We start from the raw sequence: 23,742 nt of genomic DNA on the forward strand, positions 1-23,742 counted from the left end.
GTCAGCCTCCGCCCCCGCCACCACCGGGCGGCCCGCCGCCGCCCCGCTTGGTCAGCGCGCCAAACCCCCGCTGCGGGTCATAGCCCCAGCTCGCCAGCCCGAAACACAGCGCCAGCGTCCCGAGCACGATCCACGGCGACAGGCCCGGATCCTTGTCGTACATCGCGTAGCGCATCCACTCGACCGCGTGCGTGAACGGGTTGAAGCGGGCGATCTGGTAGACCCACGCCGCGCCCGATTCCTCCAGCTTCCACAGCGGGTAGAGCGCGGTGGACATGAAGTACATCGGGAAGATCACGAAGTTCATCGTGCCGGCGAAGTTCTCCAGTTGCTTGATGTGCACGCTCAGCAGCAGCCCGAGCGCGCCGAGCATCAGCGCCCCGCAGACCGCCGCGAGCAGGACGTGCGGCGTCTGCGGCCCGATCAGCGGCAGCTCGGTGCCGATCGCCCAGGCGATCACGACAAACGCCAGCGCCTGCGCCAGCGACAGCACCGCCGTCGCGGTGAGCTTGGAGAACAGGATCCACGGCCGCGGCAGCGGCGCCGTCAGCAGCAGCCGCATCAGCCCCATCTCGCGGTCGTAGACCATCGCCAGACTGGACTGCATGCCGTTGAACAGCAGCACCATGCCGATCAGGCCGGGCGCGATGTAGACGTCGTAGGCGATGTAGGTGTCATACGGCTCGGCGATCGCCATGCCGAACACGTTGCGAAAACCCGCGGCGAACACCGCCAGCCACAGCAGCGGCCGCACCAGCGCCGACACCAGCCGCCCGGTCTGGCGCGAGAACTTGGCGACCTCGCGCCAGACGATGGCGCGCATCGCCTGGAGCGCGTGGCCGAGGCTGCCGGGGGTGCTCATGAACGGGCCTTGCAGAGTTTCTCGGGCGCGTCGCCGCCGAGGGTGTCGAGCGCATTCTTCGGGTGCAGCACGCCGTCCACCGGCGCGGTGCCGATGACGCCTTGCCCGTCAGTCAGCAGCATCGTCTGGCGCATCTGGCCGTCCCACGGACGAAAGCGCATCGCCACGCCCTTCGAGCCGTCGAGCTCCCCGTCGACCAGCGCCTTCTGCACGGCCGCTGCCGGCCCCTTCGGCGCCGCCACCGCCGCCGCGGCGAGCGCCTTGCCGCCCATCCACGCGCTCCAGTCGGCCGCCGACATCGGGCGCTGCGCGGTCCTGGTGAAGCGGCGCGAGACCTGCGGAGCGCCGAAGCGGTCGTACTGCGCGTGCCAGGCCAACGCGGTGAGACCGGCGTCACCGATCACCGGGCGCGGTGTGGCGGTGCGGTACGGCAGCATCCGGGCGAACTCGCCATCGCTGTCCACCACCCAGACCACGTCGTGCCCGCCCTGCGTGAGCAGCAGCGGGTTGGCGAGGTCACGCTCGCGCGGATCGCCGGACAGCTTGAACGGCTTGGCCCCGCTGAGCTTGAGGCCATAGCGCTTGATGGCCGCCTGCGCAGCGGCGCCGCGCACGGCATCGGCCGGCGACGGGCCGGTGAGCAGCAGCACGTTCATCCACTTGCGGCTGACCAGCGACTGCGCCAGCGCGTCGGCGCGCATGCGCTCGCTGGGGGCGACATGCAGCAGGCTCGGCCGGCAGTCCTGCTGGCGCAGCCGGTCGTCGGCCGCACTCAGGTTCAGCACCGGCAGCTTCACCGCGTCCACCGCCGCCAGCAGCCAGTCGGCCGGCAGATCGGCCAGCAGCGCCACCGCGCCGGCCTTCTCCGCTTTCTGCGCCGCCGCCTTCGCATCGGCCGGTGAGCCGACCTCGACCGTCTCGACCGCCATCGACGCACCCGCCGACTCCAGCTCCAGCTTCGCCTCCTTCAGCGCCACCTGCACGCCGTCCGTCGCCGGGCCGGTCGGGTGACCAAAATAGGCCCGCTCGACCCGCGTGCGGTCCAGCCGCGCATCGTCGGCCGGCACCAGCAGCACCGCCTTGAACGCCGCCGCCTGCGCCACCGCCGCGCCGAGCAGCAGGGCCGCGCCGACCGCCACCCCACGCCGACCACGCCCATCACGAAAAGCCCGTTCACTGCGCGCCACGGCTCACTCCACCACGGCGATGCTGTGCGGCACCCGCCCGACCGCCACCGACTTCAGCGCCTTGGCTCCGGGAACGTCGATGATCGTCATGTCGTCCGACAGCCCGTTGGCCACATACAGCCGGTCCTGCGCCTTGTTCAGCGCCAGCCCCCACGCCCGCTTGCCCGACAGCACGAGGTCCGTCGTCTTGCGGCTCGCCACATCGACGAACGCGACATGGTTCGCCTTGCCCAGCCCGACAAACGCCCGCTTGCCGTCCGCGCTCATCGTGATGCCCACTGGCGTGATGTCGGCCGCGCGGGCGCCCTTCACCTCGAACTTGATCGTGTCCAGCACGCTGTGATCGGCCGTCGAGATCACCGTCACGCTCGCCCCCAGCTCGTTCGTCACCCAAAGCTGCGCGCCGTCCGGCGTCATCGCGAAGCGGCGCGGGCGTTTTCCGGCCTTGATGTTCTTGGTCACCTTGCCGGTCGTGGTGTCGATCACATGCACGAGGCTGGCGACTTCCGACGTGACATAGACGGTCTTGCCATCGCGGCTGACCAGCACACCTTCCGGCTCCTCGCCGACCTTGATCGCCCCGGTGCGCTTGCCGCTGGCCAGATCGACGATGCCGACTTCACCGTCTTCCTCGTTGGTGACATACAGCGTCTTGCCGTCCGGCGTCAGGTCGAAGATCTCCGGGTCATCGCCCAGCCCGATCTTCTTCACCGACTTGCGCGTGGCGAGGTCGATCACGTCGGCCTGGCCCGAGTCGCCGCAGGCCACCATCAGCTGCTTGCCATCCGGCGTGATGACCATGTGCCGCGGACGCTTGCAGGTCGCGACCGTCCCTGTCACCGCTTGGGTCTTCAGGTCAACGATGGTCAGCTTGTGGTCCTTCTCGCTCGACACATAGGCCACCTGGGCCTGCGCCAGCGAGGCCAGCAGCAAGGCAGCAGTTGCCAGCGCCAGCCGCGTGGGTTGGAAGGTGTTCTTCATCGCTTGTCTCCTGATGCAATGGGCCATGTGCAATGGGCAATCTGCAATGTGCAAAAAATCAGCCGGTGGCACGGATGAACGCCGCTTCGAGCCGATCCCCGCCCAGTGCGGCGGTCACCTCACCCGGCGTGCCGTCCGCCAGCAGCTTGCCGCGGTGCAGCACCACCACACGGTCCGCCGCCTCGGCCTCCTCGACCAGATGCGTCGCCCAGAGCACCGTCGTGCCGCGCGCCGCCACATCGGCCCGGATCGCGCCCAGCAGGTCGTGGCGCGACTTCGGGTCCAGGCCGACGGTGGGCTCGTCCATCAGCACCACCTTCGGCCGGTGGAGCAAGGCGCGCACGAGTTCCACCTTGCGCCGGTTGCCGCCCGACAGCTCGCGCACCGGGCGGGCCAGATCCTTGTCCAGCCCCAGCCCGCGACAGCCTTCGAGCAGCCGCTCGGTGGCGACCGACCGCGGCAGACCGTGCAGATCGGCGTGGAACCGCAGGTTGCGCTCCACCGACAGGTCCAGGTCGAGCGACATCTGCTGGAACACCACGCCGATGTCGCGCAGCGCCCGCACCGCCGAGTGGCGCAGCGACTGGCCGGCCACCTCGACCTCGCCCTCGTCGGCGACGAACAAGCCGGTGAGCACCTGGAACAGCGTGGACTTGCCGGCGCCATTCGGCCCCAGCAAGGCCACGAACTGTCCCGCCGGCAGCGCCAGCGTCAGGCCGGCCAGCGCCGTGCGGTCGCCGTAGCGCTTGATCAGGCCCTGGAGTCGGAGCATCGGCACATCGATCGAAACATCGTCATGGGTGGTCACAGGACGGTTTGTACAGGGCCAGCTCCCTGGCGTCGCACCCGGACTTACACCGAGACTGTCACCCGAAGTGCTCCACGGCCGGCTTCAGCGGTGGTTCAGAGGTTGATCTCCATCCGGTCCGCCGCCAGCTCGACCCCGTGCAGCGCCAGCGCGCTGACCGGCAGCGTGTGCCCCGCCTCCCAGCCGGTCGTGCCCATCAGCAGCTTGCGGCGGGCGCCCAGCCGGTCGAGCTGGGCGAACATGGTCAGGTGGTCCGTGTCCGGACCGTCGTGCGCGGGCCAGACATCGACACGGTCGTCGCCGAGCAGCAGGCAGTCGGCCTGTTGCATCCACTCGACCGCCTCGAAGCCGGCCGCCGCCAGGCTGCGTGCGCAGAAGAAGCGCTGGCCCGTCACCAGATCGCGCACCGCCAGCGCGATGGTTTCGCCCACTTCGGCCGATGCGGGCTGCGTGGCATGGCGCGGCAGCGGACCGTCCGTGGCGACGGCGGTGAATTCGAGCGACGGCTGCCCCTCGATGTGGAACACGGCCTCGCGCGACTCGCCCGCCACCGGAATGACATGCCACTGCACGCCGCAGTAATGCTCCAGCAGCGGCAGCACGGGCAGCGTGTGGGTCAGCTCCTCGAACACGGCCGGCGTGGCATAGAGGTGGATCGGCGCGCCGTCGCGCAGGCTCAGCAGACCCGTCACATGGTCCACCTGCGCATCGGTCAGCACGACCGCCCGCACCGCTGCATCCGGCAATCCGCGGTGGCGCAACAGCCGTGCATCGGTCGTGAGCTGTGTCGCCACCGACGGCGACACATTGACCAGCACCCAGCGCAGCCCGTCACCCGACAACGCCACCGCGCCCGGCGTGCGGCTGGACACCAGTCCGGCACGGGCACACTCGGCCAGCGTCACCGCCTCTTCACCACCCTTGAGTACCACCAGTTTCATGAAGCCCCCCTCATGGCCTTCACATTGAACACATGACCGCATGCAAAAAGCCGGCCTCGTCCGGTTTTTGCAAGAGCCATGCCGTCGGCAAACGGGCTGCAAACGCTGTCCGCCCGTCGATAGTCTGTGACTTGTGCAAGCGTCGGGGCGATTTGCACACCAGAACCCGCACCCGGCGCTCTGCAGTGTTCCAACACGGAACACTTTCGTTTCAAACCTGACACAGGGGCAACCCCAATGCCACGAAACCGGACAGCTTCACGCGAGAGATCTCTTCGACTGCTCAACGCGGGGCTGTGGTGGCTGGGCTGGAGCACGGGCGCCGTGGCGGCCATCCCCTGCGCCGGCCCGCCGATCGTGTTGCAGCCGGTGGCCCCGCAGGTCTGGATGGTCCCGGGGGCGGACGGGGACAGCACGCCCGACAACCGCGGCGCCATCTCGAACCTGCTGGCGGTGCGCGAGGGTCGGCGGCTGTGGCTGATCGGCAGCGGACCCTCGGCCACCTATGCCCGGGCGCTGAACTGCCACCTGCAGCGCCTCACCGGCCAGCGGGTGACCGATGTGATCGCGCCGTGGCCCCGGCCGGAGCTGGTGCTGGGACAGGCGGGACTGGCAGGCGCACGGCGCTGGGCGCATGAGGACGTGGCCCAGGCGATGCAGGAACGCTGCCCGCGCTGCGTCGAGCGGCTGCGCCAGCGGCTCGGGCCGACGGCGGCCGACCTCGGCGCCAAGCCGATCGCCCTGCCCGTTCACCGCCTGCACGGCGACCACGGCACGCTCGGGCCGCTGCGCTGGTGGCGGCTGCGGCGCAGTGCGGAGACGTCGGTCACGGTGTGGTCCGTGCCGCGGGCGCGGTTGAGCACGGCGCACGGGCTGCTGTGGGCCGACGGGGCGCCAGATCTGCGGGATGCCGAATCGGGCCACCTGGACGAGGCCTGGCAGCGGCTGGATGCGCTCGGCGACACGGCGCAGTGGCTGCCGGAACAGGGGCCGCTGCTGGACAGCTCAGCGCCGCGGCAGCACCGGGCGTATCTGCAGGCGCTGCGCACTGCCGTCGATCGGGCACAGGAGCGTGGCGCGCCCGAGTCCGACCCGGCGCCCGTGCTGGACGGCGTGGACGCCCGGTTCGGCCAGGGGCAGCGGCACGCGCTCAACTGGCAGCATGTGTGGCGGGAGGCGGAGAGGCGGTGGTGACAGGGCGCGTGGCATTCCTGGTGAAGGCGATGCGGGATCGGGGCGTCGGCTGACGACGCAAGCCCCCTCCCAGCCTCCCCCGCTGGGGGAGGAGCAAGACAAACACGGCACCGCACGGCAAGGCAAAGCGCCGGCCACCGTCATCCGGTCAAGGCCGACGCCGCCCACGGCGCTTGCTCCTCGCCCCTGGACCCTCCCTGACCTCCGCGACACGCGGGCCGTTGACAGGCTGAGGTGCCGCGCTCTCGTGCGGGGGGTGCGGGCCAGCCGGAAACCAGTGTTGTTGTTCCGGTTGCCGGGGGTGTTCCTGTTGCGGTTGGCGGCGCGGGCGTTCGAGGGGTTGTTGTTCCAGCCGCCGCCGCGAAGGACACGGCGCTTCTCAGGGCGCAGGAGCCTTCACGGGCTGACCGTCCGACCATTGCGGGTCGAACCATCCGCCCTTGAAGAGGGTGTGACGCAGCCGCACCGTGTCGGCATGCCGCGCGTGGGCGGTCCAGCTCTGCACGCGGCAATGCACTTCGGGTGCGCCGATCTCGCCTTGCTGCCAGTCGCGGCGCAGGCCATCGAGTCGGCGGCGGAAGCGGCTGACGTTTTCGGGTTTCAGTCGGCGGCGGCCATCGGGCAGCAGCTCGAAGCCGAGGAAGGGCTGCGGCTGCGCGGTCGGCACCACCTGCGTCTTGTCGGGGTGCAGCCGCAGACGTCGGCCGCACAGGTAAGCATCGATGCGCGTGCGCCAGTCGTCGAGCTGCGCGGCGGCGTCGGCGAACAGGGCGAAGTCATCGACATAGCGCACATACGGCGCCCGCAGCACCTCGGTGGCCCAGTGGTCGAAACCGTCGAGGTAGACATTGGCGAAAAACTGGCTGGTCAGGTTGCCCAGCGGCAGACCCCGGCGGCGCTCGGCCACGCTGAACAGGTCATCGCCAGGGAAAAACCACTCGGCGGGTTCCTGCGCGTTCGAGCCGTCGATGATCGTGTCGCACAGCGCCAGCGTGCGCTCGCAGGCGATGCGGCGGCGCAGGTCGCGCTTGAGCACCGCGTGGTCGATGGTGGGGAAGTAGCGCCAGATGTCGGCCCGCAGCACATGGCGGTGGCGGTCGCGCAGGCGCTCGAAGCGGGCCACGGCGCGGTGGGTGCCGAAGCCGGTGCGGTTGGCGTAGCTGTGGTCGATGAAGCCGCGCTCGAAGATCGGGCCGATCACGGCGAACAGTGCGTGATGCACCACGCGGTCGCGGAACGGGGCCGCCGAAACGACGCGGCGTTTGGGGTCACGCACGACGATTTCGAGGTAACGACCTGTACGGTAGCGGCCTTCGCACAACTCACGCTCCAGGCGCAGCACTTCGCGCTCCAGCCCGAAGAGGAAGGACGCCGCGCCGGGCTTGCGGCGCTTGCCGACAGCGGCCCGCTTGGCGGCGGCGGTCAGCGCGTCGAAGCTGGCGATGCGGTCGAACAGGTCATCATGCCGGCGCACCATGGGCGGCCTCCTGGGCCGGGACCATGCCGGTGCTGCGGTCGGCCTTCAGCCAGCCGCCGACCATGCGGCCCACCTCGTCGAGCGTGCGGGCGGCATGGGCGTAGCTTTTCAGGTCGAGGTGCTTCAGGTCCTTGGCCAGCCGCACACCGAAGCGCATCTTCTCCAGCCCCAGGTTCGCGGCGCGCAGGTGCTGCTGGCGCTCGCGGCTGTAGGTGGCGTCGATCAGGCGGTCGAGCACCGCCAGGGCTTCGGTCTGCAGCCGGTCGCCGAGCAGAAACTTCTGGCTGCGGGGGAATTTCTCCAGCGTCGGGATCAGCCAGAGGGTGAACTGGTACATCGCCTCCAGCGCGGGGCCGGTGGTGCGGGCGGGGTTCTGCGGGCGCTCCTGTTTGCCGAAGGGCGTGCGCCTGGGCCGCGAGTCCCTCGGGGGCGCTGCCCCCGGACCCCCGCTGGAGTCCTGCCCATCGTTCGTATTGCTTTGCATATATTATTTAATTACGCAAGGGGTAAAGATGTAAAAGATTCAAGGGGTAAGGGTCCGGGCCAGCCGGAAACCAGTGCTGCCGTCCCGGATGCCGGGGGTGCCCCCGATGCGGCCGGCGGCGCGGGCGCCCGAGGGGCTGACGCCCCAGCCGCCGCCGCGAAGGACACGGCGCTTTTCTTTACAATTTGTTTCCCATGAAACCCCAGTTACCGGCGCACCGTTGTAATCACCATGCCAGCAATCTTGCACCCACTCCCACGCATTGCCATGTAAGTCAAAGAGTCCAAATGCGTTGGGCTTGTAAGTCTTGACCGGAGCCGTGTAGACAAAACCATCCGTGCATTCGGCAATCGTCCAATTGGGAAATTTGGCCTTTCCAGTGCGGTCAGCCACGTTCGCATATCCACACAAATCTTCCGCCTTGTCACCGAACGAGTAGCGAGTCTGTGTTTTAGCCCGCGCTGCATATTCCCACTCGGCTTCGGACAGCAGCCGATAGCCTTGGCCGGTCTTGCCACTCAGCCATTTCGCATACGCCTGCGCGTCCTCCCAGCTCACGCACACCACCGGGTGCTGGTCGGTCTGCTCGAATCCCGGCGCACGCCAGTTCTTGGCCTCATCGAGCTTCCACTCCGTACCCATGAAACCGTAACAACCGCCGCTGGTCTTGTGCCCCGTGGCACTGACAAACGCCGCGAACTGCCCCCGCGTCACCTCCGCCTCCATCACCGCCAGCGGCTTCGCGATCGTCACCTCGTGCTGCGGGCCTTCGTCATCTGAACGGCCCTCCTCTTTGGCCGGTGAGCCCATCATGAATTTCCCCGCCGGCATCACCACCATCCACGGACAGGAATCATCCACGCAATCCTGAAATCGCTTTCTCGGCGGATACGGATCGGGTTTCGGCGCAGGTGGCGGCGTGGGCACAGAAACTGCAGCCACGGGCGCGGCAATCGGTATCACAGTAGAAGGCACGGGTTTCTGATTCACCGCCCAATACCCCCCCGCCGCGCCCACCAGCACCACCGGCACCGCAACTTTCACCCACCCCGGCACCTTCAGCGGCTCCTCCATGTCCTTCGCCACCGACGCCGCCAGTTTCTCCATCCCCGCATCAAAATCCTGGTCCAGGTCCAGCCGAAAGGCGTGCCGATCCAGCAGCGGGTGCAGCTCCGGCGGCAACTCCGCCTCCTGCGGCATCTGCGCCCCGTCGATCAGCACCGGAATCACCGTGATGCCCCGCTGCAGCGCCGTCGTGATCTCCAGCCGCACCCAGTCCCGCGCATCGAACAGCCGCACCGCGCCGCTCTTGTCGTCGCGCACCTGCGCCCACTGCGGCCCCATCAGCGCCAGCAGCACCGCGCAGCCATCCAGTTGGCGCCCGATCTTGTCGCGAAACTGCTCGCCCGGCTTCAGCCCATCCACGTCCATGAACACCCGACCGCGAAACCGCTTGCGCAAGTGCTGGAAGATCAGCCGTGCGTGTGGTTTGCTCTCCTTGCGCCGGTAGCTGATGAAAATCCCCGCCATCTGGTGTCTCCGCCTCGAATTTGAATCCTGAGCGGCATTTTCACGCATGCCACGCGACACCAGTCCACGCCTCTACACTGCTCGCATGAGCGCCACTGCACTGCCCCGCCGCCCACTGCCCATCGGCATCCAGACCCTGCGTGAACTGCGCGAGGATGGTCACTACTACGTGGACAAGACCGGCATGGCTTGTGACCTCGTCGCCTCCGGCAAGACCTGCTTCCTCAGCCGCCCCCGCCGCTTCGGCAAAAGCCTGCTCGTGGACACCCTCAAGGAACTCTTCGAGGCCAACCGCCCGCTGTTCGACGGTCTCGCCGCCGAGTCGCGCTGGGAGTGGTCGAAGTCGCACCCCGTCATCCGCATCGACTTCGGTGAGGGCGAAGTCCACAGCCGGGCCGAACTCGACCAGCGCCTGCTCGAACGGCTCGACGACCATGCCCGCCGGCTGGGCATCGTGTTTCACCACCAGTCGATCAGTGGTCGCTTCGGCGAACTCATCCGCGAAGCCGCCCGACTCGCCGGTCAGCGCACCGTCGTGCTCATCGACGAGTACGACAAACCCATCCTCGACAACCTCGGGAACCACGAGGTCGCCGCCGCCCTGCGCGACGCGCTGCGCAGTTTCTATTCGGTCCTCAAGAGCGCCGACGCCGACCTGAAGTTCGTCTTCCTCACCGGTGTCTCCAAGTTCAGCAAGGTCAGCCTGTTCTCCGGCCTGAACCATTTGCAGGACATCACGCTGTCTCCCCGCTGGAGCGCGCTGTGCGGCTACACCGACCACGACGTGGACACCGTCTTCGCACCCGAACTGCCAGGGTTGGACCGCGACGAGATCCGCCGCTGGTACAACGGCTACAACTGGCTCGGCACCTCGGTCTATAACCCCTTCGACCTGCTGCTGCTGTTCCAGAACCGCCAGTTCCAGCCCTACTGGTTCGAGACCGGTACGCCGACCTTCCTGATCCGGCTGCTCGCCGACAAGCAGTTCTTCACCCCCGATCTGCAGCGCCTGCAGACCAGCTTGGCGCTGCTGTCGAGCTTCGATGTCGACCAGATCGCCCCGGAGGCATTGCTGTTCCAGACCGGCTACCTGACGCTGCACGGCGCTGTCGAGAAGTTGCCCGGGCACTGGTTCTACACGCTCGGCTATCCGAACAACGAGGTCGAGTCGAGCCTGAACGCCGCGCTGCTGTCCGGCTATGGCGTGCCGGAGCACACATCGCTGGCCTCGCGGCTGCGCCTGATCGACGTGCTGCTGACAGCCGATCTGACCGCACTCGAAGACCTGCTCAAAGCCTTGTTCGCCAGCATCCCGCACGACTGGTACCGCAACAATCCGCTGGCGCAGTTCGAGGGCCACTACGCCAGCGTCTTCTACAGCCACTTCGCCGCGCTGGGCCTGGACATCCGCCTCGAAGACTCGACCAACCATGGCCGCATCGACATGGCGCTGCTGTTCCAGCAGCAAGTGTTTGTCTTCGAGTTCAAGGTGGTAGACCACACCGCCAAGGGCGAAGCACTCGCGCAGATCAAGGCGCAGGGCTACGCCGACAAGTACCTCGGTCGCGGCGAGCCCGTCCACCTCGTCGGCATCGAGTTCAGCCGGGCGGTGCGCAACATCGTCGGCTTCGCGGCCGAAACGATGTCACCGCCCCCACGCTGAGCCGCGTCAGCGCGGCGTCTTCCAGCGCAGCTTGCGGTAGATCGTGTTGCGGCTGATGCCGAGCTGCTTGGCCGCCACCGAGATGTTGCCGCCGGCGGCGTCCACCGCGCGCTGGATGGACTGCAGCTCGATGTCTTCCAGCGAGCGTCCGGCCTGGTCATCCTGCCCACCCGCCGGGGTCGACAACGACGGGGACGCGCCCCCCGCTGCCGCGACATCGACCGGTGCCGCACGCACGGCCACCGGCTCGGGCTCGGGCGCCACCGCGGCCGGACGCTGGGCCGCCGCGCGCCGGGCGTCGTCGATGAAATCGTCCGAGAGGTGGTCGCGGGTGATGGACGTGTCGCCTGCGGCCATCACGCTGGCGGTGCGCAGCACGTTGAAGAGCTGGCGCACATTGCCCGGCCAGTGGTAGCCCTGGAACAGGCGCAGCACGTCCGGGCTCAGGCGCAGCCGGCGGTCGGGGTTCTCGCGCTCCAGGATGCGCTCGACCAATGCCATCAGGTCGCTGCGCTCGCGCAGCGGCGGCAGGCGCACCGCCAGACCGTTCAGCCGGTAGTACAGGTCTTCACGGAAGCTCTTCTGCTCGATCATCTCGCGCAGGTTGCGGTGGGTCGCGCAGACCAGCATCACGTCGACCGACACCGCCTTGGCGCTGCCCAGCGGCGTGACCTGCCGCTCCTGCAGCACGCGCAGCAGGTGGGCCTGCAGCGTCAGCGGCATGTCGCCGATCTCGTCGAGGAACAGCGTGCCGCCGTTGGCCTGCACGAGCTTGCCGACCGCGCCCTTGCGCCGCGCGCCGGTGAAGGCACCTTCCTCGTAGCCGAACAGCTCGGCCTCGATCAGCGTCTCGGGGATCGACGCGCAGTTGACCGCCACGAAGGGCTGGCGGGCGCGCTCGGAGTCCTGGTGGATGGCGCGGGCGAGCAGCTCCTTGCCGGTGCCGGTCTCGCCGAGGATCAGGATGGGGATGTCGCGGTTGATGACGCGGCGGATCTTGTCCACCAGCGTGCCGACCTGCGCATCGCCGGTGATCAGGCTCGACAGGCCCGCCCGATCGCTGGCGGCAGGGTTGCGCGCAGCGGGCTCGCGCAGGGGCGCCGCGGAGGGGGTTGCCACAGCGCCTGGGGGGCCGCCCAGGGGGGTGACGTCGCTGACCTGGGTGGGGACGCTTTCCATGCCGAGCCAGACGGGCCGGTTGAAGCGGGCGTAAACATGAAACTGCCGCCCGTTGGACAGATGCACCGGCTGCGGCGGTGGCAACGGTTGCGCCAACGGCAAGCGGAAGCGGTCGACCAGCGCCGAGACGCTGGTGCCGAACAGCGTGGACAACGAGTGCATGCGCAGCGCGGCTCCGCTCAGGCCCAGCTGCTCCAGCGCGCCGCGGTTGGCACCGACCAGCTTGCCGTCCTCGCTGACGGCGAGGATGCCCTCCATCAGCGTGCCGATGAACTCGACACGGCTGTGGAAATGCAGCCGCATCACGTTGCGGTAGTCGTCGGTGAGCCAGTGGTTCTCGATCATCCGGGCGCTCATCTTCACCAGCCCCATCGTGTGCTGGTGGTAGGTGCGCTGGTCGCCGGAGACGTCGAGCACGCCGAGGATGTTGCCGCGCGGGTCGAGGATCGGCGCAGCCGAGCACGTCAGGAAGTGGTTGGCGTGCATGTAGTGCTCGTCGGCATGGACGAGTGTGGGCAGCTCCTCAATCAGCGCCGTACCGATGGCGTTGGTGCCCTTGGTCTGCTCGGACCAGTTCACGCCGGGCTGCAGCGCCACCTTCTCCGCACGGGTCAGAAAATCGTGGTCTCCGATCGAGTGGATGACCGTGCCAGTGGCGTCGCACAGCACCACCATCGAGTTGCTGTTGATGATCTGCTCGTGCAGCATCTCCATGACGGGGGCTGCGTGGGCGTACAGACGCTGGTTGCGCTCGCGGGCCACGGCGAGGTCAGACCGACCCAAAGGCGAAAAATCCAGCCGTTCGATGCGCGACAGGCCCAGCGCGGCGCAGCGCTCATGCGAGTTGTCGATCTTGGACACATGGTTGTGGTCCAGCGGCAATGCCGAGGCGATCGGACGCCGCACATCGCCTTGGACTGCCCGCTGGCGCAACCCGGCCGATGCCGGGGTATAGGGTTTTGCCATGTCTTGTCTCCTGTATATGGTCAACCAGTCACGCGGCAGATGCACTGTCACGCACCCGCCGCTGTCATCTATTCGCACACCCGCGTCGCTTGCCTGTCACAGCCGCTATTTGCCCGCGCTGCTGCCGCGCAATTTAGAAGCAGCCAAGGCGTACTACCTCCGGACAGACCCTTGATTCAGAGCAGCAACTGCAACGTTTGCCGTGCTTGGCACAGCAATTGCAGAAACGATGCCAACTCACTTTTCAAAACACCTCTGGAGACACGAATGGCACGAGGCACATTTTTCCGCGCAGCAATCCTGGCCGCATTCTGGGTCGTGGCCGGTGGCCCGGCCATGGCGCATGGCGATGTCACCCCGCAGGCGGTGGACACGACCAGCCTGCCACAGCTGGGTGACACCTGGCGCACGGAAAACCCGTACCGCAAGAACGACAAGGCCATCGCCATCGGCTCTTCGGCCTACAACCAGAACTGCGCCCGCTGCCACGGCCTCGAAGCCATTTCGGGCGGCATCGCGCCCGACCTGCGCAAGCTGGACAACGACTGCGTCAACGTCAAGGACGAGAAAAAGCGCAACGCCTGCGTCCAGGAAATGGACGACTACTACGTGACGAGCGTGCGCCGCGGCAAGGTCCGCAATGGCGCGGTGTACATGCCGCCCTTCGAGGGCATGGTCAGCCAGGAGGCCATGTGGGCCATGAAAGCCTACCTGGAAACGCGCCGCGAGAAGCCGCTGCCCTGATCGCAGCCCCCAGGCCGATCGACCCCACGAGGCCCGGGGCCGGGATTCACTGACAGAATCCCGGCGCGGGCCTCGACTCCCTTCAGGAGCCGCTTGAACCGAACACCGGCCATCTGCCCGGGATTTCCAGGAGACAACCACATGCGCAACCCACATGCCAAGGCGACGGACCGCCGCCATTTTCTCGGCCAGACTTCCGCACTGGCGCTCGGCTCGCTCGGCGGTCTGCTGGGTGTCGGCAGCGTCACCGCCCAGGAGGAGAAGTCGGCACTGACCCGGGTCCGGGAACGGGGGCGGCTGGTCGTCGGGATCTACAACGACATGCCGCCGTTCCACGTCAAGGGCCAGGGCATCGAGATCGATCTGGCCAAGGCCCTGGCGGGCGCGCTGGGCGTGGACGTGACGATGCTGCCCTTCACGGCCGACGAGAACATGAACGATGACCTGCGCAACATGGTGTGGCGCGGGCACATGCTCGGTTACGGCCCGGCCGACGTGCTGCTGCACGTGCCGGTCGACCGTCCGCTGATGCAGAACAACCCGCGCGTGAGCATCTTCGGCCCCTACTGGCGCGAACGGGTCATGGTGGCGCGTGACCTCGGCAAGCTGCCCGCACTCGACAGTCTCGACCCGCTGCGCACCGTGCGCACCGCGGTGCCGGGCATGTCGCTGGCCGGCTGGCTGATGATCGGCGCGGAGTCGGGCATGCTGCGCGAGCAGCTGACCACGAAGATCCCCGACGGCGTCGTGGCCGCCCAGATGCTGCAGCGCGGCGAGGTTGCCGCGGCCGCCGGTCTGCGCTCGGAGCTGGAGACGGTGCTGCGCGGCGATGCCCGCTTCGCCATCACGCCGATCCCGATGCCCCGCGCACCGAAGGACGGCTGGGCCGTGGGCATGGCGGTCAAGAAGGAAGCCACGGACCTGGCCGAGGCGCTCCAGGCCGGCCTGAACGGCCTGGCCGAGAAGGGCGAGCTGAAGACCATGTTCGCCCGCGCCAACCTGGACTGGAACCGCGTCTGACGTCCGCGGCCGGGCGGGCCGCGATAATCCGCCCATGGAAACCTTTGACGTCGTCATCATCGGGGCCGGCGCAGCCGGCCTTTTTTGCGCCGGTCGGGCGGGCCAGGCGGGCCAGCGGGTGCTGCTGCTCGACCACAGCCCGAAGGTCGCCGAGAAGATCCGCATCTCCGGCGGCGGCCGCGCCAATTTCACCAACCGCGAGGTCACGCCCGCGAACTTCCTGTCGGACAACCCCCGCTTCTGCCGCTCGGCGCTGGCGCGGTTCACCCCGGGTGACTTCCTGGCACTCGTGCAGCGCCACGGCATCGCCTTCCATGAAAAGCACAAGGGCCAGCTCTTCTGCGACCGCAGCGCCGAGGACCTGGTCACGATGCTGCTGCGCGAGTGCGAGGCCGGTGGGGTGGTGCGGCGCCAGCCGTGTGCGGTGAAGGCCATCCGGCAGCGCAGCGGCTTCGAACTCGACACCGAGGCAGGCCCCGTGCAGACACCGCGGCTGGTGATCGCCACGGGCGGGCTGCCTGTGCCGAAGATTGGCGCGAGCGATTTCGGACTGCGCATCGCCCAGCAGTTCGGCCACAGCATCATCGCGCCGCGGCCGGCGCTGGTGCCGCTCACCTTCGATCCGCAGCAGTGGGCGCCGTTCGCGGCGCTGTCCGGCGTGGCGTTGCCCGTGGGCATCTCGACGGGCACCGGCAAGGCCCGGACCCACTTCCTGGAAGACCTGCTGTTCACCCACCGCGGCCTGAGCGGGCCGGCCGTGCTGCAGATCTCCAGCTTCTGGCGAGCCGGTCAGTCGCTCCAGATCGATCTGGCACCCGGCGTGGACCTGGGCGCGCGGCTGCTGGCCGCCAAGCAGACCTCTCGGCGCCAGCTCGGCAACGAGTTCTCGGCCCTGTTGCCCGCCCGCCTGGCCGACGCCTGGCTGCTGGGCGCCGGTCTGGATGCGCAGCGCCCGATGCCCGATTGCAAGGACAAGGATCTGCAGGCCGTGGCCCAGCGCGCACGCGCCTGGGATGTGTCGCCGACCGGCGACGAGGGCTGGAAAAAGGCCGAGGTCATGGCCGGGGGTGTCGACACCCGCGAACTCAGCTCGCAGACGCTGGAGAGCAAGCGCGTGCCGGGCTTGCACTTCATCGGCGAGGTCGTCGACGTGACCGGCTGGCTGGGCGGCTACAACTTCCAGTGGGCCTGGGCCAGCGCGGCGGCCTGCGCCGACGCGCTGGCCGCCGCAGCGTCTGCAACAAGCACCAGCCACACCGATTGATTTGAGCCATGGCCAAGGAAATTCGCCTATAATCTCAGGCTTTGCTGGCAAAGAAGCCTGTTCGAGTCGGCGACACCAGGGTTTCCGGAACCCCGCGTCGGCCACCGAGGGCATAACCGAAGGATCTTTCAGTTCATGACGACTATTCGAGTCAAGGAAAACGAGCCGTTCGACGTGGCACTGCGTCGCTTCAAGCGCACCATCGAGAAGCTGGGCCTGCTGCCTGACCTGCGCGCACGCGAGTTCTACGAGAAGCCCACGGCCGAGCGCAAGCGCAAGAAGGCTGCCGCCGTCAAGCGCCACTACAAGCGCGTGCGCTCGATGCAGCTGCCCAAGCGGCTGTACTGAGTCCGGTGCACTCTGCACAGAAGGCTGTGCAGAGGCCACCAGCGCTCGACGAAAGTCCAGAACCCGCGCGGGACGCCGCTGCGGGTTTTGTCGTTTTACTGACTGGATGACCCCATGACCCTCAAGGACCAGATCACCGAAGACATGAAGACCGCCATGCGGGCCAAGGACACGGCCCGCCTCGGCACGATCCGCCTGCTGCTGGCGGCCTGCAAGCAGAAGGAAGTCGACGAGCGCGTCACCCTCGGCGACGCCGATGTCGTGGCCCTTGTCGACAAGCTCATCAAGCAGCGCAAGGACTCCATCGGCCAGTTCACCGCCGCAGGGCGCATGGACCTGGCCGACAAGGAAAGCGCCGAAGTGGCCGTGCTGGAGGCCTATCTGCCGCAACGCCTGGACGCCGCTGCCATCGACGCCGCCGTGCAGGCCATCGTCGCCGAACTGGGCGCGAGCGGGCCGGGCGCCATGGGCAAGGTCATGGGCGTCGTCAAGCAGCGACTGGCCGGCAATGCGGACATGGGGCTGGTCTCGGCGGCCGTGAAACGTGCGCTGAGCTGAGTCGAGGCGCGAGGCGAGCCCCCACCTTTCTTCGATTCCCGACATTCCAGGAGACACCCCATGAGCACGTCCCTCCCCGTCCAGCGCATCGCAGCCGATGTCTGCGTCGCCCCCCAGCTCAGCCCGGCCGCGATGGCCGAGGCCGCCGCCGCGGGCTTTCGCAGCGTCATCAACAACCGCCCGGACTTCGAGCACGGCCCCGACCAGCCCACCAGCACGGCCATCGAAGCCGCTGCACGCGCCGCAGGACTGGCATACGCCCATCTGCCGGTGGCCGGCGGCTACCAGAGCCCGGACGAGATCGCCCGCTTCGCCGCGCTGATCGCCGCGATGCCACGCCCGCTGCTGTGCTTCTGCCGCAGCGGTGCGCGTTCGACGAAGCTCTACGTCGCGGCCACCCAGGCCGGCTGACCGAAAGCACCGGCGATGGAGTTCGCCAGCCCCACAGGCCAGACCGGCAACGAGCCCCGCGGTCCGCGCCGTCTGCGCAAGAAGATCCTGCTGCTGGCGGTGCTGCCGCTGCTGGCGGCGCTGCTGCTGATCGCGCTGGCGGTGCGGTTCCAGGCGCTGGAGCTGGCCAAGCAGGAACGGGCGCTGGTCGAGTCGGCCTACCTCGCCAGCAAGGAGGCCGAGCTGCGCCACCATGTCGAGATGGCGATGAACATGATCGCCCCGGTCTACGACACCGGCCGCGACGACGCCGAGGCCAAGGCCGAAGCCATCCGCATCCTCAACCAGTTCGACTACGACCGCGGCGACGGCTATTTCTTCGCCTACGACTACAGCGGACGCTGTCTGGTGCTGCCCCACCAGCCGGAACTGGTCGGCCAGAACCTCTGGGAGATCCGCGACCGCGATGGCCGCCCCGTGGTGCAGGCCCTGGTGGCCAAGGCCCGCCAGGGACAGGGCTATTTCCGCTACGTCTGGAACAAGCCCTCGGTCAGGCAGGTCGCGCCCAAGCTCGGCTATGTGATCGGGCTGCAGCGCTGGGGCTGGATGGTCGGCACCGGCATCTACCTCGACGACGTGCAGGCCACGCTCGACCAGCTCGACCAGCAGGGCAGCGCCAACATCGCCAAGACCATGGGCTGGATCGCCGGGATCGCCCTGCTGGCCCTGGCGCTGGTGGGCGGCAGCGCGCTGGCCCTCAACCTCAGCGAATACCGGGCGGCCGATGCGCAGCTGCACCTGATGGCCCGCCAGGTGGTGCAGTCGCAGGAAAACGAGCGCGCCCACCTCTCGCGCGAACTGCACGACTCCACCAGCCAGACGCTGGTCTCGATCAAGCTGCTGATGGACAGCGCGATCGGCCAGATCGGGCGCGAGAACCGCGCTCTGCCCCCGACGCTGGTGCAAGCCCGCGCCCGCATCGACGAGGCCCTCACCGAAGTGCGCGACATCTCGCACCGCCTGCGCCCCGTGGTGCTGGACACGCTCGGTCTGCCCAGCGCGCTGCGGCACCTGGGCGAGGAGTTCGCCGAACACGCACAGCTGGCCTTCTTCATGCGGCAGCACGGCCAGGCGGACGAGCTGCCCGAAGAGATCAAGACCATGCTGTTCCGCGTGACGCAGGAAGCCTTGACCAACATCGACAAGCACGCCGAGGCCAGCCGCGTGGACCTGCGCCTGATCTTCCGGTCCGGCGGCGTGCGCCTCACGGTGGCCGACGACGGCACGGGCTTCGACGTGGCGGCGATCGGCGCCGATCCGCGGCGCGGCATCGGGCTGCGCAACATGCGCGAGCGGGTCGAGTCGGTCGGCGGGGTGTTCAAGGTCCATTCGCGGCCCGGCTCCACCCGGGTCATCTCCCAGCTACCCGCCGATGCACTGCGCCGCTTCACGGCCCCGTCACCGGCCCACCCCGCCCACCCCGGACCCCATGCGCATCCTGCTCGTCGATGACCACCCCCTCGTGCGCGAAGGCGTACGCACCCTGATCCAGGGCCAGGCCGGCCATGAAGTGGTCGGCGAAGCGCCCGATGCCGCCACGGCCCTGCAGCTGGTGGCCCAGCTGCGCCCCCAGCTCGTGCTGACCGACATCGGCATGAAGCACACCAACGGCATCACCCTGACCACCCAGATCCGCGCCCAGTGGCCGGACACGGCGGTGATCGTGCTGAGCATGTACGACAACCCCGAGTACGTGCACCAGGCGATGCAGGCCGGCGCGCGTGGCTATGTGCTCAAGGACGCCCCCTCGTCGGACATCGTCGAGGCCATCGCCGCCGTCGCCGCGGGTGGCACCTTCCTCAGCGAGAGCGTGGCCCGGCCGGTGGCGCGCAGCGACGATCCGCGCCCGCTGCTGTCCGAGCGCGAGGCGGAGATCCTCAACTGCCTCGCGCGCGGGCTGTCGAGCAAGCAGATCGCCGCCGACTACGACCTCAGCGTGCGCACCGTCGAGACGCACCGCCAGAACATCCGCCGCAAGCTGCGCATCGAAGGCCAGGCCGAGCTGATCCGCTACGCCGTGGAACACTGCCGAACCGCTGGCTGATCCCGACCACGACACTGCCGCGCACGTCATGCGTAGTGCCGCGTAGTCGTTAGACCCGATGTGCCGCATCAGGGTTTTCGAGTGTGATAGCGACAAGATTTCTCACCTTCCGAAAACCCGTCCCACATTCCTGGAGACACCATCTTGACTGCCCTCTTGAGACTTTCGGGCTGGATCGATGCGTTCAATGAACGCATCGGCCGCCTGCTGTCGTGGCTGGTGCTGGCCGCAGTGCTGATCAGCGCCGGCAACGCGATCATGCGCAAGGCCTTCAACATCGGCTCGAACGCCTTTCTCGAAATCCAGTGGTACCTGTTCGCCGCCGTGTTCATGCTCGGTGCCGGCTATGCCTTCCTGAAAAACGCGCATGTGCGCATCGACTTCCTGTCGTCGAAGCTGTCCACGCGCACCAACACCCTCATCGACATCGCCGGCATCGTGGTCTTCCTGATCCCGCTGAGCCTGATCCTGATCGACCTGTCGTGGCCGCTGTTCGTGCGGGCCTACGACAGCGGCGAGATGAGCCAGAACGCCGGGGGCCTGATCCGCTGGCCGGTGCTGCTGCTGATCCCGGCCGGATTCGGCATCCTGCTGGTGCAGGCGCTGTCGGAGCTGATCAAGCGCGTGGCCTACCTGAAGGGCCTGCGCGACGAGCCGATGTCGATCGAACACGGCCCGAGCGATGAAGAGAAACTCGCTGCCGAACTCGCCGCCAAGGCCGAGCTGGTCGCCCGCGAAGGAGCGCGTCCGTGATCGAATTTGTCACCCAGAATTTTGTGCCGCTGATGTTCTGCGGCCTGCTGATGTTCCTGCTGACCGGCATCCCCGTGGCCTTCGGTCTGGCGGCCACCGGCCTCGTGTTCGGCTTCGTCGGCATGGAAGTGGGCCTCTTCGGTGGCAACCTGTTCCAGGCGCTGCCGCTGCGGATCTTCGGGATCATGCAGAACGACACCCTGCTGGCGATCCCCTTCTTCACCTTCATGGGGATCATCCTGGAGCGGTCCGGGATGGCGGAGGATCTGCTCGAAACCGTGGGGCAGGTGTTCGGCCCGCTGCGTGGCGGTCTGGCGGTCGCGGTGATCCTGGTGGGCGCATTGCTGGCGGCCACCACCGGCGTCGTCGCGGCGGCCGTGATCTCGATGGGCCTGATCTCGCTGCCCATCATGCTGCGCTACGGCTACAACCGCACCATCGCCACCGGTGCCATCACCGCATCGGGCACGCTGGCGCAGGCCATTCCGCCGTCGCTGGTGCTGATCGTGCTGGCCGACCAGCTCGGCCGCTCGGTCGGCGACATGTACGCCGGCGCGCTGGTGCCGGGACTGATGCTGGTGGGCCTGTACCTGGCCTTCGTCGCGGCCGTGGCGATCTTCAAGCCGGACTGGGTGCCCGCCCTGCCGGCGGAAGCGCGCATCTACCGCGAAGCCAACGGCGCGAGCGGTCACAAGTCGCTGCTCGCGCTGCTGGCCATCTGCGGTGCGGCGGGCTGGGCCTGGTCGCAGGTGCATGAAAGCATCATGAACCCCTGGCTCGACCGCACGCTGCCAGCCCCGGGCGACGAGACGCTGATCCTGTCGATGACCATCGCATCCTTCCTGGCGCTCGGTCTGGCGATGGTCAACCGGGTGACGAAGATGGGCCTGCTGTCGAAGCTGGCCGAGCGCTTCACCTTCGTGCTGATCCCGCCGCTGGTGCTGATCTTCCTGGTGCTGGGCACGATCTTCCTGGGCGTCGCGACGCCGACGGAAGGCGGCGCCATGGGCGCGGTCGGCGCGCTGCTGATGGCGTTCTCGCGCGGCCAGATCAACCGCACGCTGATGAACCAAGCGCTCGACAGCACGGCGCGGCTGAGCTGCTTCGTGCTGTTCATCCTGATCGGCTCGACGGTGTTCAGCTTCACCTTCAACGCCGCCGACGGCCACATCTGGGTCGAGCATCTGTTCACCGACATGCCCGGTGGCGCGATGGGCTTCCTGATCGTCGTGAACCTGCTGGTGTTCGTGCTGGGCATGTTCATCGACTTCTTCGAGATCGCCTTCATCGTCGTGCCGATGCTCGCGCCGGTGGCCGAGAAGATCCTGCCGGAACTGCTGCCGGAGGGCTATCCGGCCGAGTTCGCGCTGGTGTGGTTCGGCGTGATCCTGGCGATGAACCTGCAGACCTCGTTCCTGACCCCGCCGTTCGGTTTTGCGCTGTTCTACCTGCGCAGCGTCGCAGCGAAGAAGGACTACAAGGACCGCGTGACCGGCGAGAACATCCCCGCCGTGGCCACGTCGGAGATCTACAAGGGCTCCATCGCCTTCATCGTGCTGCAGGTCATCATGGTGGCCGTGGTCATCGCCTACCCGGGTCTGGTGTCGGGCGATGCGGCACAGGTCAGCACCATCGACGCCAACCAGGCGCTCCAGGAGATGACCATCGCCAACGAGCAAGCCCCGACCGAGCAGAACATGCAAGGTCTGGAGCCCCCGAAGGGCGCGGCTTCGGAACCCGACCCGATGGACGCCTTCAAGGACTTGCCGAAGACCGGCGAGCAGCAGTAAGCCTGCACAGGCTCCGGACAGCGCGCGGCGCTGTCATGCGGGGGCACGCATTCGTTGATAAGATGACGAAATGCGTGCCCCTTTTTCCTTCCGTTTCTCGTTTCACACCGCGCTCGCGCTCTGCGGCACCGTGCTGCTGGCGGGCTGCAGCACCCCCAGGCCGCTGGCGGCCCCGGCCTCGGTCGCCGCCACCTCCCCCGCCTGGCAAGCCCCTGTGCCCCACGCCGGCCACCCCGCGCAGCTCACCGCCTGGTGGTCGCAGTTCGACGATCCGCTGCTGCCCGCGCTGGTCGACGAAGCACAGGTCGCCCACCCCTTGCTCGCCCAGGCGCTGGCCCGCATCCAGCAGGCCCGCGCCAGCCAGCGCGTGGCGGCGTCCGCTGGCTGGCCGACCGTCGGCGCCAACGTCCAGGCCCAGCGCGGCTCGACCGCCGCCACGGGTTTCAACACCGTCAGCCAGGCCAGTGCCACCGCCGACGCCGGCTGGGAGATCGACCTGTTCGGCGGTGTGCGCCACGGCATCGAAGCGGCCCGGTCGCGCGCAGAGCAAGCGGAACTCGGCTGGCACGAGGCGCGGGTCTCGCTGGCGGCCGAAGTGGCACAGACCTATGTCGCGCTGCGCGCCTGCGAAGCGGCCGTGGCGCTCTACACCCGCGAGGCGGACTCCCTCGGCCGCAGCAGCGCGCTGGTGCAGAAAAAGGCCGACATCGGCTTCGAGGCGCCCGCCAATGCCCGCCTGGCCCTGGCCTCGGCCGCGCAGGCACGCGACCGCGTCACCGTGCAGCAGACCGAATGCGGCCTGGCGGTCAAGGCGCTGGTGCTGCTGACCGGGGCGGACGAAGGGGCGCTGCGGGAGCGGCTCGCCGCGCGCACGGCACGGTTGCCACAGCCCGCCCCGTTCGCGCTGACCACCCTGCCTGCGGCGACCTTGGCCCAGCGCCCCGACCTCGCCGCCGCGGAGCGCGACCTGCAGGCCAGCGCCGCCGAGGTGGGCGTGGCGGACGCGGCGCGCTGGCCGCAGCTGACGATCAACGGCAACCTCGGCATCGGCCTCGTGCGCACCGGGGGCAGCACCTCGGACGCCTTGACCTGGGGCTTCGGGCCGAACCTGTCGCTGCCGATCTTCAACCGCGGCCGGCTGCAGGCACAGGCCGACGCCGCCCGCGCCCGCTACGACGACACCCGCGCCGGCTACGCGCTGAAGCTGCGCGCGGCGGTGCGCGAGGTCGAGGAAGCGCTGCTGCGGCTCGACGCCAGCCAGCGCCGCGAAGCCGACGCGCGCACCGCTGCCGAAGGCCTGCGCAGCTTCCTCGGCAGCATCGAGGAACGCGCCCGTCTCGGCTCGGCCAGCGTCATCGAGACCGAGGAAGCCCGCCGCCTGACCCTCTCGGCCGAGGCCACCTTGCTGGCGCTGCAGCGTGAACAGGTCGCCGCCTGGATCAGCCTGTACCGCGCCATCGGCGGCGGCTGGACCCGCGAGGCCACCACGCCATGACCGC

Annotated in this window: 22 protein-coding genes and 1 pseudogene; 13 read left to right on the forward strand and 10 right to left on the reverse strand. The window is 68.4% G+C overall.

The features are described 5' to 3' along the window. Position 1: 1 nt before the first annotated feature. The 5 genes from U5O44_RS04445 to U5O44_RS04465 all read right to left on the reverse strand — a co-directional run bounded on the left by U5O44_RS04445 (position 2) and on the right by U5O44_RS04465 (position 4,779). The gene (locus U5O44_RS04445) at positions 2-862 is read right to left on the reverse strand and encodes an ABC transporter permease (protein ID WP_322587264.1); all 861 of its coding nucleotides are present in this window, start codon (positions 860-862) and stop codon (positions 2-4) included. Next, the gene (locus tag U5O44_RS04450) at positions 859-2,049 is read right to left on the reverse strand and encodes a type 1 periplasmic-binding domain-containing protein (protein ID WP_322587265.1); all 1,191 of its coding nucleotides are present in this window, start codon (positions 2,047-2,049) and stop codon (positions 859-861) included. Before U5O44_RS04450 ends, U5O44_RS04445 begins: the two co-directional genes overlap by 4 nt. Positions 2,050-2,052: 3 nt before the next feature. Continuing rightward, positions 2,053-3,030 carry a PQQ-dependent catabolism-associated beta-propeller protein gene (locus tag U5O44_RS04455; RefSeq protein WP_322587266.1) on the reverse strand — a complete coding sequence of 326 codons (978 nt, stop codon included), beginning with the start codon at positions 3,028-3,030 and terminating at the stop codon, positions 2,053-2,055. Between the two features lie 58 nt (positions 3,031-3,088). Further along, complete coding sequence (locus U5O44_RS04460; protein ID WP_322587267.1) at positions 3,089-3,802, reverse strand: ATP-binding cassette domain-containing protein; 714 nt, start codon at positions 3,800-3,802, stop codon at positions 3,089-3,091. Between the two features lie 131 nt (positions 3,803-3,933). Further along, a complete protein-coding gene (locus tag U5O44_RS04465; protein WP_322587268.1) occupies positions 3,934-4,779 on the reverse strand; it encodes an MBL fold metallo-hydrolase in 846 nt (281 codons plus the stop codon). Positions 4,780-5,016: 237 nt separating this feature from the next. On the opposite strand from U5O44_RS04465, the gene U5O44_RS04470 reads away from it, so the two are divergent. Next, on the forward strand, positions 5,017-5,973 hold the full coding sequence (locus U5O44_RS04470; RefSeq protein WP_322587269.1) for a hypothetical protein: 957 nt from the start codon (positions 5,017-5,019) through the stop codon (positions 5,971-5,973). A gap of 270 nt (positions 5,974-6,243) precedes the next feature. Here the strand turns inward: U5O44_RS04470 and U5O44_RS23005 are convergent. The 4 genes and pseudogenes from U5O44_RS23005 to U5O44_RS04485 all read right to left on the reverse strand — a co-directional run. Further along, positions 6,244-6,363, reverse strand: a pseudogene (locus U5O44_RS23005) (hypothetical protein); the annotation flags it as partial. Next, positions 6,353-7,450: a reverse transcriptase/maturase family protein gene (locus U5O44_RS04475; RefSeq protein ID WP_322587270.1), complete on the reverse strand. Its 1,098-nt coding sequence runs from the start codon at positions 7,448-7,450 to the stop codon at positions 6,353-6,355. The pseudogene U5O44_RS23005 and the gene U5O44_RS04475, both read right to left, overlap by 11 nt. Next, complete coding sequence (gene avd, locus U5O44_RS04480; protein WP_322587271.1) at positions 7,434-7,934, reverse strand: diversity-generating retroelement protein Avd; 501 nt, start codon at positions 7,932-7,934, stop codon at positions 7,434-7,436. Before avd ends, U5O44_RS04475 begins: the two co-directional genes overlap by 17 nt. Before the next feature lie 39 nt (positions 7,935-7,973). Further along, positions 7,974-9,464 (reverse strand): SUMF1/EgtB/PvdO family nonheme iron enzyme, encoded by a 1,491-nt coding sequence (locus U5O44_RS04485; protein ID WP_322587272.1) that lies wholly within the window; start codon positions 9,462-9,464, stop codon positions 7,974-7,976. A gap of 85 nt (positions 9,465-9,549) precedes the next feature. Here U5O44_RS04485 and U5O44_RS04490 point away from each other — a divergent pair, with 85 nt between their 5' ends. Beyond that, positions 9,550-11,127 (forward strand): ATP-binding protein, encoded by a 1,578-nt coding sequence (locus U5O44_RS04490; protein WP_322587273.1) that lies wholly within the window; start codon positions 9,550-9,552, stop codon positions 11,125-11,127. Positions 11,128-11,133: 6 nt separating this feature from the next. On the opposite strand, the gene U5O44_RS04495 is transcribed toward U5O44_RS04490, so the two are convergent. Continuing rightward, the gene (locus U5O44_RS04495; protein WP_322587274.1) at positions 11,134-13,272 is read right to left on the reverse strand and encodes a sigma-54-dependent Fis family transcriptional regulator; all 2,139 of its coding nucleotides are present in this window, start codon (positions 13,270-13,272) and stop codon (positions 11,134-11,136) included. A gap of 267 nt (positions 13,273-13,539) precedes the next feature. Here U5O44_RS04495 and pedF point away from each other — a divergent pair, with 267 nt between their 5' ends. The 11 genes from pedF to U5O44_RS04550 all read left to right on the forward strand — a co-directional run bounded on the left by pedF (position 13,540) and on the right by U5O44_RS04550 (position 23,738). Beyond that, entirely contained in the window at positions 13,540-14,016 is a 477-nt protein-coding gene (pedF, locus tag U5O44_RS04500) for a cytochrome c-550 PedF (protein WP_322587275.1), read from the forward strand. Between the two features lie 141 nt (positions 14,017-14,157). Beyond that, positions 14,158-15,036, forward strand: a complete 879-nt coding sequence (locus tag U5O44_RS04505; RefSeq protein ID WP_322587276.1) for a substrate-binding periplasmic protein — start codon at positions 14,158-14,160, stop codon at positions 15,034-15,036. Positions 15,037-15,070: 34 nt separating this feature from the next. Next, positions 15,071-16,300, forward strand: a complete 1,230-nt coding sequence (locus U5O44_RS04510) for a BaiN/RdsA family NAD(P)/FAD-dependent oxidoreductase (RefSeq protein ID WP_322587277.1) — start codon at positions 15,071-15,073, stop codon at positions 16,298-16,300. Between the two features lie 135 nt (positions 16,301-16,435). After that, positions 16,436-16,648, forward strand: coding sequence for a 30S ribosomal protein S21 (gene rpsU / locus U5O44_RS04515; RefSeq protein WP_179635735.1), 213 nt, complete (start codon positions 16,436-16,438; stop codon positions 16,646-16,648). A gap of 114 nt (positions 16,649-16,762) precedes the next feature. Then, a complete protein-coding gene (locus U5O44_RS04520) occupies positions 16,763-17,206 on the forward strand; it encodes a GatB/YqeY domain-containing protein (protein ID WP_322587278.1) in 444 nt (147 codons plus the stop codon). Between the two features lie 60 nt (positions 17,207-17,266). After that, entirely contained in the window at positions 17,267-17,617 is a 351-nt protein-coding gene (locus U5O44_RS04525) for a TIGR01244 family sulfur transferase (protein WP_322587279.1), read from the forward strand. Between the two features lie 15 nt (positions 17,618-17,632). After that, entirely contained in the window at positions 17,633-19,108 is a 1,476-nt protein-coding gene (locus tag U5O44_RS04530; protein ID WP_322587280.1) for a cache domain-containing protein, read from the forward strand. After that, the gene (locus U5O44_RS04535; RefSeq protein ID WP_322587281.1) at positions 19,086-19,700 is read left to right on the forward strand and encodes a response regulator transcription factor; all 615 of its coding nucleotides are present in this window, start codon (positions 19,086-19,088) and stop codon (positions 19,698-19,700) included. Before U5O44_RS04530 ends, U5O44_RS04535 begins: the two co-directional genes overlap by 23 nt. Before the next feature lie 144 nt (positions 19,701-19,844). Continuing rightward, a complete protein-coding gene (locus tag U5O44_RS04540; protein WP_322587282.1) occupies positions 19,845-20,453 on the forward strand; it encodes a TRAP transporter small permease subunit in 609 nt (202 codons plus the stop codon). Beyond that, positions 20,450-22,243 carry a TRAP transporter large permease gene (locus U5O44_RS04545; RefSeq protein WP_416222124.1) on the forward strand — a complete coding sequence of 598 codons (1,794 nt, stop codon included), beginning with the start codon at positions 20,450-20,452 and terminating at the stop codon, positions 22,241-22,243. Before U5O44_RS04540 ends, U5O44_RS04545 begins: the two co-directional genes overlap by 4 nt. A gap of 70 nt (positions 22,244-22,313) precedes the next feature. Beyond that, entirely contained in the window at positions 22,314-23,738 is a 1,425-nt protein-coding gene (locus U5O44_RS04550; protein ID WP_322587283.1) for an efflux transporter outer membrane subunit, read from the forward strand. Positions 23,739-23,742: the final 4 nt, after the last annotated feature.

It is taken from the genome of Sphaerotilus sp., assembly GCF_034519685.1.
Taxonomy (GTDB): Bacteria; Pseudomonadota; Gammaproteobacteria; order Burkholderiales; family Burkholderiaceae_C; genus Sphaerotilus.

Coding starts and splice junctions, on each gene's coding strand:
- U5O44_RS04485 (WP_322587272.1), bottom strand. CDS start 9,464: ATGGCGGGGATTTTCATCAGCTACCGGCGCAAGGAGAGCAAACCACAC.
- U5O44_RS04505 (WP_322587276.1), top strand. CDS start 14,158: ATGCGCAACCCACATGCCAAGGCGACGGACCGCCGCCATTTTCTCGGC.
- U5O44_RS04520 (WP_322587278.1), top strand. CDS start 16,763: ATGACCCTCAAGGACCAGATCACCGAAGACATGAAGACCGCCATGCGG.
- U5O44_RS04510 (WP_322587277.1), top strand. CDS start 15,071: ATGGAAACCTTTGACGTCGTCATCATCGGGGCCGGCGCAGCCGGCCTT.
- U5O44_RS04455 (WP_322587266.1), bottom strand. CDS start 3,030: ATGAAGAACACCTTCCAACCCACGCGGCTGGCGCTGGCAACTGCTGCC.
- U5O44_RS04465 (WP_322587268.1), bottom strand. CDS start 4,779: ATGAAACTGGTGGTACTCAAGGGTGGTGAAGAGGCGGTGACGCTGGCC.
- U5O44_RS04470 (WP_322587269.1), top strand. CDS start 5,017: ATGCCACGAAACCGGACAGCTTCACGCGAGAGATCTCTTCGACTGCTC.
- U5O44_RS04490 (WP_322587273.1), top strand. CDS start 9,550: ATGAGCGCCACTGCACTGCCCCGCCGCCCACTGCCCATCGGCATCCAG.
- U5O44_RS04460 (WP_322587267.1), bottom strand. CDS start 3,802: ATGCTCCGACTCCAGGGCCTGATCAAGCGCTACGGCGACCGCACGGCG.
- U5O44_RS04495 (WP_322587274.1), bottom strand. CDS start 13,272: ATGGCAAAACCCTATACCCCGGCATCGGCCGGGTTGCGCCAGCGGGCA.
- U5O44_RS04550 (WP_322587283.1), top strand. CDS start 22,314: ATGCGTGCCCCTTTTTCCTTCCGTTTCTCGTTTCACACCGCGCTCGCG.
- pedF (WP_322587275.1), top strand. CDS start 13,540: ATGGCACGAGGCACATTTTTCCGCGCAGCAATCCTGGCCGCATTCTGG.
- rpsU (WP_179635735.1), top strand. CDS start 16,436: ATGACGACTATTCGAGTCAAGGAAAACGAGCCGTTCGACGTGGCACTG.
- U5O44_RS04445 (WP_322587264.1), bottom strand. CDS start 862: ATGAGCACCCCCGGCAGCCTCGGCCACGCGCTCCAGGCGATGCGCGCC.
- U5O44_RS04525 (WP_322587279.1), top strand. CDS start 17,267: ATGAGCACGTCCCTCCCCGTCCAGCGCATCGCAGCCGATGTCTGCGTC.
- U5O44_RS04475 (WP_322587270.1), bottom strand. CDS start 7,450: ATGGTGCGCCGGCATGATGACCTGTTCGACCGCATCGCCAGCTTCGAC.
- U5O44_RS04530 (WP_322587280.1), top strand. CDS start 17,633: ATGGAGTTCGCCAGCCCCACAGGCCAGACCGGCAACGAGCCCCGCGGT.
- avd (WP_322587271.1), bottom strand. CDS start 7,934: ATGCAAAGCAATACGAACGATGGGCAGGACTCCAGCGGGGGTCCGGGG.
- U5O44_RS04535 (WP_322587281.1), top strand. CDS start 19,086: ATGCGCATCCTGCTCGTCGATGACCACCCCCTCGTGCGCGAAGGCGTA.